The organism is Streptomyces sp. NPDC046887, from assembly GCF_040644755.1.
GTDB lineage: Bacteria > Actinomycetota > Actinomycetes > Streptomycetales > Streptomycetaceae > Streptomyces > Streptomyces lichenis.
Genome location: NZ_JBEYXH010000021.1, coordinates 98306 through 108428, shown reverse-complemented (window position 1 = coordinate 108428; position 10123 = coordinate 98306). Strand labels below are relative to the sequence as shown.

The window sequence follows — 10123 nt, the reverse complement described above, 5'->3', positions numbered from 1 at the left end:
GCCGGGCCCGCTGTCCTATCCTTCCACCGTGGCGGACTGATGAGCTTCTCGCAGGTGCTGGGGCTCGAACAGGGGAGGCACGCAGTGGCATTGGGGACCGTAGCCATCACCGGGGCAGCGGGGAACATCGGCTCGGTCGTGCGCAGAGCGCTGCGCGACGAGGTGAGCCGTCTGACCCTGCTCGACCGCGTTCCCCTTGAGGCCGAGGCCACGCACGAGGTGGTGCACACCGTGGACCTTCGTGACGCGGCCGCCGTCGAGACCGCGCTCGCGGGCGCGGATGCCGTGCTCCACCTGGGCGGTGTGCCGGACGAGGCGCCGCTGGGGGATCTTCTGGACGCCAATGTGCTGGGGACCCACCACGTCCTGGAGGCCGCCCGCCGCGCGTCGATCCCACGGGTCGTGCTGGCCAGCAGCAACCGGGTGGCCGGGTTCTACCCCACGGCCCATCGCACCACCCCGCAGGAGCCGGTGCGTCCGGACGGTCTGTACGGGGTGAGCAAGGCGGCCCTCGAAGCCCTGGGAAGTCTGTACGCGGACAAGTTCGGCGTCTCGGTGATCTGCCTGCGTATCGGCAGCTTCGAGGAGGTGCCGAGCGAACCGCGCCATCTGGCGACCTGGCTCAGCCCGCGCGATGCCGTCGGCTTCTGCCGCGCCGCGCTGGCGGCCCCGCTCTCCACCCGGTTCGCCACGGTGTACGCCGTCTCCGCCAACACCCGCCGCTTCTGGGAGCTTCCCGCGGAGTCCGAACTGGCCTACACGCCGCTGGACAACGCCGAGGATCATGCGGCGGACATCGCCACCGCCGATCTCCATGCCGATCCCGAAGCTCCGCAAGCCGGTTCATTCGCCTCACCCGAGTTCACCTTGCGGCACCTCCGGCCCTGAGGCACCGGCCTCGGACGGCTGTCAGGTGGCGGGCCGGGCATCCCACACCCGGCGAAGGGCAGGGCCCACCTCACCCCCCAGCACCACATGCCCCGTCCCGCCCGGCAGGGCCGGCAGGGCGGCCCAGTGGGTCACCGTCTCCTCGCTCCCCCCGCCGTAGGGGAGCCGGACGACGCCGTCGGAGTCGACGAAGCAGTCCAGGTGGTGGGTGCCGTCCTCGGCGATGTGGTGGGTGGTGTACACCAGGGGGCGCACCAGCCAGAAGGACTCGCCGCTACCGGAATCGTCGGGCGGCGGGTAGTGGCCCGTGATGGCAGCCGCTACGGGGGCGCCGTCGTCCGGGCGGTGGGCGCGGGCGTCCACCCAGGTCACCGTGGTGTTCAGGTCGGTCATATCCACCCTCGATCCGGAACGTGGTCTGTCGGAAAGGACCACGGAGCGCGGCGTGAAGGTTGCGCGCGCCGGAAGGCGATGAGGGGCGATGAGTTTCGTGCGGGGCGGCAGTCTGTAGTGCCGTACAGCCGAGACAGAGGACGAGGAGTGGTCCCATGCGCATCACGGTCATCGAGTTCATCAGCCTCGACGGTGTCGTCCAGGCCCCGGGCGGGCCGGGGGAGGACGAGTCGGGTGGGTTCGCGCACGGGGGCTGGTCGGGGCCGTTCTTCGACCCGGAGGTGCTGGGCGGGGCGTTCGACGCGGCGCTGGCCTCGGCGGACGCGCTGCTGTTCGGGCGGCGGACCTGGCAGACGATGGCGGGGGCATGGCCGGAGCGGGCCGGGGATCCTTTCGCGGACCGGATCAACGCCATCCGGAAGTACGTGGTGTCGGAGACGCTGGGGGATGAGGAGCTGACCTGGGGCAACACGGTCCGGCTGGGCGGTGGCAAGGCGGCGGACGCGGTACGGGGGCTGGCGGAGTCCGGGGAGGACGGCAACCTGTTGGTGATGGGCAGCCCCACGCTCGTACGGGAGTTGCTGAGCGCCGATCTGGTGGACGAGCTGCGGCTGCTGCTGGCTCCGGTGCTGCTGGGTGGCGGGAAGTCGATCTTCCCGGAGGACGGCGGGCTGCGGCGGCTGGAGCTGGTGTCCGGCACCGTCAGCCCGACCGGCGCGCAGGTGTGCGTGTACCGGCGTGCTGGGAACAGCCGCCCGAGCTGAACGACCGCCGCTGACCCGGCCAAGGCGGGTGCACCTCCAAGGAGGGTGTGCCAAAATCACACACATGGATGGCATGGACAGCTGGGACGAGGTGGGGGCGCGGATCGCCGAGACCCGTGTGGCGGCGGGTCTGAGCCAGGGCGACCTGGCGAAGCAGTTGGACTTGGACCGCACAGCCGTTGTTCGCATAGAAGCGGGTGAGCGCCGCGTCACAGCCCTTGAGCTGTTCCGCTTGGCTGAGGCGCTCCACGTTCCTCTGGCACACCTGGTCACCCGTCCTCTTCAGGCCGTCGTATCCCGCCGCGACGCGTTGGAGGAGAACGCGGACCAGGCCTCCCGCGCTCGGTACCGACTCGACGCCCGGCTCGAAGAGCACGCCCGGCGTGCCCGCTGGCTGGTGGAGCGCGGTTATCTGGTGCCACCGCCGGCCGACCGCATCCCACTGCGTCACCAAGGCGAGCCAGTCGATCCCATCGCCCTTGCCATCGCCACCAGGGAGACGATCGGAAGGCCGACCGGCCCGCTGGGGCCATTGGCCGACACGCTTGAGGATCTGGGCCTCTACCTCACCGTGGTCGACGAAGAGGCAGAAGGCGCATCGCTCCTGCTTGAAGGCTACGGCGTCGCTGTGATCAGCGGTAAGGCGCAGCCGGGAAGGCGACGGTGGACCGCAGCGCACGAGCTGGGGCATCACCTGATGCAGGACGAGTATCACAGCGACGCAGGGGTGGCGGCGGGACGCGACGAGCGCGAACAGCTCATTGACCGTTTCGTCGAGGAGTTCATGCTGCCGTCAAGCGATGTGCACGAGGCTTGGCGGAGCCTGGACACCCCTGGCAATGATGTCAGAACGGTGCTGCTGGATCTGGCCGCGGTCTACCGGCTGTCCTGGAGCGCTGCCGTCAACAGGGTGGCGCACTTGGGGCTGCTCCGGCCGCACGAGGTCAGGGAGCAGAAGGCACGCATTCCGCAGCGGGGCGACTTCCTGGCCGCCCATGGCAGCGAACCAGCTCCCGACCTGGAAGAGGGAGCCACGGGAAGGCGGTGGCGTCAAGCTGCGCTCTCTGCCTGGACGAACGGCGCCATCACTGCACCCCGCGCTGTGGAGCTGCTGTACGGAGCAGTGCCAGAGAACGAACTCCCGGCGCGAGATCTGGAGGATTGCCTGCCATGACGGCGGTCCCGCAATCCCCGGTTCTTTCACCCAAGACGCTGATCTGGGACACCTCTCCCATCCTTCACGCCATCAAGGCGGGCAAGTTAGACATCCTCGGCGACATCGCGCAGAACTGCGGTGGTGTCGCCCGCAGGAATGTGACGACTCAGGCTGTGATAAGCGAGATCGACTACTTCCAGCTCCCTTTGGAAGGGGCTGGATGGCTTGAGGTCGTCCACGTGGACGACCTCAGGGAACTCGAAGCACTCGTCACGTGGATGGCCCTCGTAGCGGGAGCGAAATCGAACCACGGCGAGGCAACCGTTCTCACCTGGTCACAGATTCACGGAGCACGGGCCGTTGTGGACGATCGCGATGCCCAGAGAATCGGTCAGCAGAACGGACTCGATGTATGCGGCTCTCTCCGGGTGGTGGCTGAGTCCGTGAGCGACGGGCACATCACCGAGTATGCGGGCAGCGCTCTCGTGGACTCCATGATCGACTCTGGCGCCCGGTATCCGTGTCAGCGAGGGCAGTTCCTCCCGTGGTGCAAGCAGCACGGTTTGCTGTAAGGCGCCTGAACCCTTGCTGTGCTGGATGACGGAGCCCCGCTCAAGCGAGCGTACGCGCCAGGGCTCAAGCCTCCTGAGCCGCGCGCAGGGTGGCGGCCGTCGCGGCCGCCTCGTACCCCGGCGGGACGCCGTCGATCAGCAGGCAGTCGCCGTCCAGGTGGTCGGTGCGCTGCGGCAGGAGCTGCTGGTAGGCGGTGGAGTGGTACCAGTCGCGGGCCCGGTCGTAGTCGGGGAAGCCGATGATGACGACGGCCTGGTCGAAGGTGCCTTCCAGGACCTCGGTGCGCGGCGCGCCGTGGACGAGGAAGCGGCCCTGGTAGGGGTCCAGGGTGGACTGGATGCGCTCCATGTAGTCCAGCACCTCGTCGGGGAGGTCGGTGGCCGGGCGGCGGAGGTGGGCGATGGCGTACGCGGTCATGGCGGGGCCGTCCTTTCGAAGGCTCCCCGGTGTCCCCGGGGCGTGCCGCCATCGTGTCGGGGACACGGGTACGGCGTCGATGACCTCGGAGGTCATCGACGCCGTACGGCCCGCGGAGGGACTACAGGGTCGCGGTGTCGATGACGAAGCGGTAGCGGACGTCGCTCTCCAGCACCCGCTCGTAGGCCTCGTTGATCTGGTCGGCCCGGATCAGCTCGATCTCGGCGCCCAAGCCGTGCTCGGCGCAGAAGTCCAGCATCTCCTGGGTCTCGGGGATGCCGCCGATCGCCGAACCGGCCAGCGTGCGGCGGCCGCCGATCAGGGAGAACAGGTTCAGCTTGACCTGGTCCTCGGGGGCACCCACGTTGACCAGTGCGCCGTCCGTCTTCAGGAGGGAGAGGTAGGCGTCGAAGTCGAGCGGGGCGGAGACCGTGGAGACGATCAGGTCGAAGCTGCCGGCCAGCTGCTCGAAGGTGGCCGGGTCGCTGGTGGCGTAGTAGTGGTCGGCACCCAGCCGCAGCCCGTCCTCCTGCTTGCGCAGGCTCTGGCTGAGTACGGTCACCTCGGCGCCCATGGCGTGGGCGATCTTGACGCCCATGTGGCCGAGGCCGCCGAGGCCGACGACGGCGACCTTCTTGCCGGGGCCGGTCTTCCAGTGGGCGAGCGGCGAGTAGAGGGTGATGCCGGCGCACAGCAGCGGGGCGGCGACGTCCAGAGAGAGGCCGTCGGGGATGCGGAGGGTGTAGGCCTCGTCCACCACGATGTGGCTGGAGTAGCCGCCGTAGGTGGGGTCGCCGGCCTTGTCGCGGCCGTTGTAGGTGGCGATCATGCCCTGCTCGCAGTACTGCTGAAGGCCCTGCTCGCAGTACTCGCACTCACGGCAGGAGTCGACGAAGCAGCCGACGCCGACCCGGTCGCCGACGGTGTACTTGGTGACGGCGGAGCCGGTCTCGGTGACGACTCCGGCGATCTCGTGGCCCGGGACCATGGGGAAGATCCCCTCGCCCCAGCCGTCGCGCGCCTGGTGGATGTCGGAGTGGCAGATGCCGGCGTACTTGATCTCGATCAGCACGTCGTGCTCACCGACCGCCCGGCGCGGAACGGTGGTGCGCTCCAGGGGGGCCTTGGCTGCGGGGGCTGCGTAAGCGGTGACGTTGGTGGTCATGCCTCCACCCTGCCGCCGTGCCAAGCTGCCACCCAGCCCTCCGTCGTACCTACGACCAGCGTGCGTACCACTGGCAGGATCAGGCTCGGCAGGGTGTGTGTTCCGGCCACCCAGGGATACTTGCGCTATGGACCAGCGTGCCGAACTCAGCGAATTCCTCCGCTCGCGGCGGGCCCGGCTGAAGCCCGAGGACGTGGGTCTGCCCGAGTTCGGGCGGCACCGCCGGGTGCCGGGGTTGCGCCGGGAGGAGCTGGCGCAGCTGGCCGGGGTCTCGGTGGCGTACTACACCCGGCTTGAGCAGGGCAACGGGCGGAACGTCTCCCTGGAGGTGCTGGACGCCATCGCCCGCGCCCTGCGGCTGACCGAGGCCGAGCGGAACCATCTGACCCATCTGGCGAAGCCGGCGGAGAAGAAGCGCAAGCGGGCGGCGGCGAACCGGCCGCAGACGGTACGGGCCTCGGTGCGGCATCTGCTGGACGCGCTGGACGGTGTCCCGGCGTACGTCCTGGGGCGGCGGCTGGATGTGCTCGCCTGGAACCGGATGGCGGCGGCCCTGCTCGGCGACTTCGCGGCACTGGAGCCGCAGGAGCGGAACATGGCCCGGCAGGTGTTCCTCTCCCCGCACGCGCGCGAGCTGTACGTGGACTGGGAGGCCAAGGCCACCGAGGTGGTCAGCTTTCTGCGGATGTACGCGGGCTGCTCGGCCGACGACCCCCAGCTGTCGGTGCTGGTGGGCGACCTGTCGGTGCGCAGCCCGGAGTTCCGCGCGATGTGGGCCAAGCACACGGTGGCCGAGAAGGGCCACGGGGTGAAGCGGCTGGCCCACCCCGTGGTGGGCGAGCTGACCCTGGCGTACGAGACGCTGAAGGTGTCCGACGACCACGACCAGAGCCTGGTGACGTACACCGCCGAGCCGGACTCGCCCTCGGCGGACGCACTGCGGCTGCTGGCGCACTGGGGCGTGGACGAGCCGGCGGCCGGCAGCCGGCGCTAGCTCCGTGAGGGCATGGGAACGGCGGCAACGCCCGGACCCCGCCGTGTGCCGTGTGCGCGGGTGAACCAGCGTTGTGCGCTCGTGGTCCACCGCGGGCGAACGGCGGCTTCATAGCCTGCGATCCGGCGGGCCGATCGGGCCGAGCCGGTTCACCTTCGCAAGGAGTACCCCTCATATGAAGCTGCCGTATCCGCTGCGCCGGCTGGTCCGGGGCAGGCGCCTGACCGGCCTGGGCCTCGCGTTCGTCATGGCGCTGAGCATGGTGGGCCTGACGGCCCCCGTCTCGCACGCGGACCCCAAGCAGCCGCTGACCGAGATCCACTGGAACATCACCGGCCTGGAGGGCGGCGGCCAGGCGGCCCACGACGAGTACTGGCGGGTGATCGACCAGTTGCACCACCACACCGGGCACGACTTCCACCAGACGCAGCTGGACGAGACGACGGGCCTGTCCAACCGGCTGGTGCAGATCAGCCTGCACCACAAGGGCGCCTACGTCGGCGCGCTCTACTTCTGGGCCGACAACCTCTACCTGGCCGGCATCTACCAGCCGGGGCAGGGCGGCGGGCACTTCGCCTTCCGCGACCAGCGGCCCGCGGACTTCAACGCCGTGCTCGGCGTCCACTCCGAACCGCTGCCATGGAACGGCAGCTACATCGCGCTCCCGGGCGGAAGCACCCGGCAGAACCTCCAGATCAACGGGCCCCGGCTGCACGGCGCGATGATGAACCTGGCCGGTGCCCGCAGGCTCATCTCCCACGGGGCCGGCCAGGACCTGCTGGGCCAGTCCCTCGTCATGATGATCCAGGCGACCGCCGAGGCCGCCCGCTTCGGCCGCGTCTTCGACAACATCCGGGGCAACATCCGCACCGCCGGCAGCGGCGGCGCCCAGCTCGGTGTCGAGAACGTGGACCTCCAGCAGAACTGGAGCCGCATCTCCAACTGGGTCTACCGCGTCATCCAGAACCCCGCCGCCGGTGAGCTCTCCTTCGGCTCCGGCGTCTTCCACCGGTCCTTCCGGACCCTCCAGCAGCTCCTCGCATACGTCTTCTTCATGGAGCTGCACTCGGGCTCCCGCTGAGCCCCGCGGGGCCGCACGGCTCCGAGCACACATACGCGCGACGGCGGCCCCTCCGGTACGAGGAGGGGCCGCCGTCTCGCGTGCGCGGCGGGGCTCAGACGGCCGAGCCGGCCTTCCACTGCGCCCAGTCCATGTTCCAGCCGTTGAGGCCGTTGTCGGGCTTGATGGTCTTGTCCGGGGAGTTCTTGACGACGACCACGTCACCGGTGATCGAGTTGTCGAAGAACCAGGCGCCGTCCTGCTTGGAGTCGCCCGCGCCCTTGGCGTCGTTCAGGCCCACGCAGCCGTGGCTGGTGTTGGCGGAGCCGAAGATCGAGTCGGCGCCCCAGTAGTTGCCGTGGATGAAGGTGCCCGAGGAGGACAGCCGCATGGCGTGCGGGACGTCCTTGATGTCGTACTCGCCCTTGCCGTCGTCGTCGGTGAAGCCGACCGTGGCACCGTCCATCCGGGTCTCCTTGAACTTCTCGGAGATCACCATCTGGCCGTTGTAGGTCGGGTTGTCCTTGGAGCCGGCGGAGATCGGGATGGTACGGACGGTCTTGCCGTCCTGGGTGACCTTCATGGTCTTGGTGGCGACGTCCACCGTGGAGACCTGGTTGCGGCCGACGGTGAAGGTGACGGTCTTCTGCTGGACGCCGTAGACGCCGTCGGCGCCCTCGACCCCGTCCAGGTCGAGCGTGAGGGTGACCTTGGAGTTGGCCTTCCAGTACTGCTCGGGGCGGAAGTCCAGGCGCTGGGAGTTGAACCAGTGGCCGACGACCTCCTGGCCGCTGCTGGAGCTGACCTTGATGGCCGACTGGACGGCCTTCTGGTCGGTGATCGCCTTGTTGAAGTTGATCGAGACCGGCATGCCGACGCCGACCGTGGAGCCGTCCTCGGGGGTGAAGTTCCCGATGAAGCTGTTGGCCTTGGAGACGGTGGTGAAGGAGGAGTTCTCGTGGGCCTCGCGGCCGTCGGAGTCCTTGGCGGAGGCGGCGATCTTGTAGATGGTGGCCCGCTCCAGCTGCTGGGTGGGCTTCCAGCTCTTGCCGTCGGCGGCCAGCTCGCCCTCGACGGTCTTGCCGTCCGGGCCGGTGAGCGTCACCTCGGTGAGGGTGCCCTCGCTCACGGTGACCTTGGCGTCGTCGTTGATGCCGACGTTCTGCGCGCCGTTCTTCGGAGCTATGGCTATCTTGGCCTGGGAGGTCTCCTTGGCCGCGGCGTCGTCCACCTGCGACTGCGACGACTTCCCGTCGCCCGAACCGGACCCGGACCCGGAATCGGCCTCACTGTCCCCGCCGCCGCAGGCCGAGAGCACCAGCACGCCGCCGAGCACCACGGACGCGGCCGCCAAGCCCCTGCGCCGCTTGCTGTCCGTCATCACACGCTTCTCCATCGTCGCCGAATCCCTGCCGCCGCCCCTACCGGACGCGGTGGCCGCTTTCAGGTCACCCATCAACAGAACACCCATATCGACCCGTCCGGTTCCCTCACGGGCGGGATGTGGGAAATGCCACTGATCAACCTCGGTCGATCAGTGGGCGGATCCCGGTCGATCCGCGATCGGATGACGTCGGTCATAGGTGACCGGTCACACCGTTCCGGTCATCGACCGCCGAGCACCGTCATGATCGACGCGTCCGGGCCACCGCCGGTTCCCACCGGGCCGGCCGGACGCGGCGGATGCGCCGGTCCGGATCCGGGCCCCGGTTGCCGACCCGGACCACGATACGGAACCCCGGCCGCCGCTAGGGCCGCAGACCGCGCTCCTTACCATCGGCCTCGTCTTCGTCCTCGTCCTCGTCCTCGTCGAGGTAGTCACCGTCCTCCTCCGCGTCTTCCCCGTCGAACTCCTCCCACGCGAAGGCCTCCGGGTCGTGCTCGGCCCGCTCGCTGCTCCAGGACGCCTGGGCGAGGTCCACCCCGGGCACCTCACCGATCAGATCGGCGGGTTCCACGAGGTAGGCGAGAGCTTCCGCTTCGTCCTCGCGTACCGCAGAACGGGCGTGCGTACGCTCCTCGTCCGGGAGGAACTCGTCACTCTCCACGCGCTCCAGCGCGGCTGCGGTGAGTTGGTCCGGATCGGTGATTTCCAGCAGGAGTTCCACCCGCAGCCGGACATACCGTGAGGTTTCAGAGACGCTCATATGACGGAGCGTAAGGTGCCGGAGACCGCGACTTTCCCACGACCCGCTGTGTTGTCTAGCATCGGCGCAATCGTCAATCTCCGGTTCCGCAAGGGGATCTGAACACGTGTCCGTCGCACGCCGACCGCTGCTGACCGCCACCGCCGCCGGGAGCCTCCTCGCCGCGCTGTGGTTCGTTCCTTCGGCCAACGCCACCGCCGACCAGCCGCCCACCGGGCGCGACCGCGCGGCCGCCGCCGCCACCCCCCGTATTCCCAGCACTCCCAGCACTCCCAGCGCTCTCCGCGCCCCCAGCCCGCCCAGAGTCTCCACCGAGAAGCGATCCGCCGCCGTGGTGGCGCTCGCCGACACCGGTGGCGTGGACACCACGCCGTATCTGGTGGGCGGCGCGGCCTTCCTGGGGCTCGGCACCGGGATGGTGGCCTTCGCGGTACGCCGGGGGGCCCGCGGGGCGCTCTGAGGGCGGCCGCCCGGTAGGGCGGAGAAACGCGCGGGGCGCTCCTGAAAGCCGCCCGGTACACGGAGGGGCGCGCAGGGGGCTGGTGAAAGCCGCCCCGCACGCCCCG

12 protein-coding genes are annotated in these 10123 nt (G+C 69.5%); 7 read left to right on the top strand and 5 right to left on the bottom strand.

What is annotated here, in order from left to right:
- Nucleotides 1-39 precede the first annotated feature (39 nt).
- Entirely contained in the window at nt 40-888 is an 849-nt protein-coding gene (locus tag ABZ945_RS20480; protein WP_361271257.1) for an NAD(P)-dependent oxidoreductase, read from the top strand.
- 21 nt (nt 889-909) lie between these two features.
- Here the strand turns inward: ABZ945_RS20480 and ABZ945_RS20475 are convergent, their stop codons facing one another.
- Nucleotides 910-1281, bottom strand: a complete 372-nt coding sequence (locus ABZ945_RS20475) for an AQJ64_40280 family protein (RefSeq protein WP_361271254.1) — start codon at nt 1279-1281, stop codon at nt 910-912.
- Nucleotides 1282-1436: 155 nt separating this feature from the next.
- Between ABZ945_RS20475 and ABZ945_RS20470 the strand changes: the two genes are divergently transcribed.
- From ABZ945_RS20470 to ABZ945_RS20460, 3 genes are all read left to right on the top strand, one after another.
- Nucleotides 1437-2045 (top strand): dihydrofolate reductase family protein, encoded by a 609-nt coding sequence (locus tag ABZ945_RS20470; RefSeq protein WP_361271252.1) that lies wholly within the window; start codon nt 1437-1439, stop codon nt 2043-2045.
- A gap of 64 nt (nt 2046-2109) precedes the next feature.
- Nucleotides 2110-3219: an XRE family transcriptional regulator gene (locus tag ABZ945_RS20465; protein WP_361271250.1), complete on the top strand. Its 1110-nt coding sequence runs from the start codon at nt 2110-2112 to the stop codon at nt 3217-3219.
- Complete coding sequence (locus ABZ945_RS20460; protein ID WP_361271248.1) at nt 3216-3773, top strand: hypothetical protein; 558 nt, start codon at nt 3216-3218, stop codon at nt 3771-3773. Before ABZ945_RS20465 ends, ABZ945_RS20460 begins: the two co-directional genes overlap by 4 nt.
- A 64-nt stretch (nt 3774-3837) precedes the next feature.
- On the opposite strand, the gene ABZ945_RS20455 is transcribed toward ABZ945_RS20460, so the two are convergent.
- Together ABZ945_RS20455 and ABZ945_RS20450 are read right to left on the bottom strand one after the other, a co-directional pair.
- On the bottom strand, nt 3838-4191 hold the full coding sequence (locus tag ABZ945_RS20455; protein WP_361271246.1) for a DUF1330 domain-containing protein: 354 nt from the start codon (nt 4189-4191) through the stop codon (nt 3838-3840).
- Between the two features lie 121 nt (nt 4192-4312).
- Nucleotides 4313-5356 (bottom strand): NAD(P)-dependent alcohol dehydrogenase, encoded by a 1044-nt coding sequence (locus tag ABZ945_RS20450; RefSeq protein WP_361271243.1) that lies wholly within the window; start codon nt 5354-5356, stop codon nt 4313-4315.
- A 127-nt stretch (nt 5357-5483) separates the two neighbouring features.
- Here ABZ945_RS20450 and ABZ945_RS20445 point away from each other — a divergent pair, with 127 nt between their 5' ends.
- Both ABZ945_RS20445 and ABZ945_RS20440 read left to right on the top strand, forming a co-directional pair.
- A complete protein-coding gene (locus ABZ945_RS20445; RefSeq protein WP_361271241.1) occupies nt 5484-6350 on the top strand; it encodes a helix-turn-helix transcriptional regulator in 867 nt (288 codons plus the stop codon).
- Nucleotides 6351-6525: 175 nt separating this feature from the next.
- Complete coding sequence (locus ABZ945_RS20440) at nt 6526-7431, top strand: ribosome-inactivating family protein (RefSeq protein ID WP_361271238.1); 906 nt, start codon at nt 6526-6528, stop codon at nt 7429-7431.
- Between the two features lie 94 nt (nt 7432-7525).
- Here the strand turns inward: ABZ945_RS20440 and ABZ945_RS20435 are convergent, their stop codons facing one another.
- Both ABZ945_RS20435 and ABZ945_RS20430 read right to left on the bottom strand, forming a co-directional pair.
- On the bottom strand, nt 7526-8806 hold the full coding sequence (locus tag ABZ945_RS20435) for an Ig-like domain-containing protein (RefSeq protein ID WP_361271235.1): 1281 nt from the start codon (nt 8804-8806) through the stop codon (nt 7526-7528).
- A 352-nt stretch (nt 8807-9158) separates the two neighbouring features.
- Entirely contained in the window at nt 9159-9557 is a 399-nt protein-coding gene (locus tag ABZ945_RS20430; protein WP_361271232.1) for a hypothetical protein, read from the bottom strand.
- A gap of 106 nt (nt 9558-9663) precedes the next feature.
- Here ABZ945_RS20430 and ABZ945_RS20425 point away from each other — a divergent pair, with 106 nt between their 5' ends.
- The gene (locus tag ABZ945_RS20425; protein ID WP_361271229.1) at nt 9664-10017 is read left to right on the top strand and encodes a hypothetical protein; all 354 of its coding nucleotides are present in this window, start codon (nt 9664-9666) and stop codon (nt 10015-10017) included.
- The last annotated feature ends 106 nt before the right edge of the window (nt 10018-10123 follow it).

Bases quoted from the DNA above. Each gene is read 5' to 3' on its own strand.
- ABZ945_RS20480 (WP_361271257.1), top strand. From the start codon at position 40: ATGAGCTTCTCGCAGGTGCTGGGGCTCGAACAGGGGAGGCACGCAGTG.
- ABZ945_RS20475 (WP_361271254.1), bottom strand. From the start codon at position 1,281: ATGACCGACCTGAACACCACGGTGACCTGGGTGGACGCCCGCGCCCAC.
- ABZ945_RS20470 (WP_361271252.1), top strand. From the start codon at position 1,437: ATGCGCATCACGGTCATCGAGTTCATCAGCCTCGACGGTGTCGTCCAG.
- ABZ945_RS20465 (WP_361271250.1), top strand. From the start codon at position 2,110: ATGGATGGCATGGACAGCTGGGACGAGGTGGGGGCGCGGATCGCCGAG.
- ABZ945_RS20460 (WP_361271248.1), top strand. From the start codon at position 3,216: ATGACGGCGGTCCCGCAATCCCCGGTTCTTTCACCCAAGACGCTGATC.
- ABZ945_RS20455 (WP_361271246.1), bottom strand. From the start codon at position 4,191: ATGACCGCGTACGCCATCGCCCACCTCCGCCGCCCGGCCACCGACCTC.
- ABZ945_RS20450 (WP_361271243.1), bottom strand. From the start codon at position 5,356: ATGACCACCAACGTCACCGCTTACGCAGCCCCCGCAGCCAAGGCCCCC.
- ABZ945_RS20445 (WP_361271241.1), top strand. From the start codon at position 5,484: ATGGACCAGCGTGCCGAACTCAGCGAATTCCTCCGCTCGCGGCGGGCC.
- ABZ945_RS20440 (WP_361271238.1), top strand. From the start codon at position 6,526: ATGAAGCTGCCGTATCCGCTGCGCCGGCTGGTCCGGGGCAGGCGCCTG.
- ABZ945_RS20435 (WP_361271235.1), bottom strand. From the start codon at position 8,806: ATGGAGAAGCGTGTGATGACGGACAGCAAGCGGCGCAGGGGCTTGGCG.
- ABZ945_RS20430 (WP_361271232.1), bottom strand. From the start codon at position 9,557: ATGAGCGTCTCTGAAACCTCACGGTATGTCCGGCTGCGGGTGGAACTC.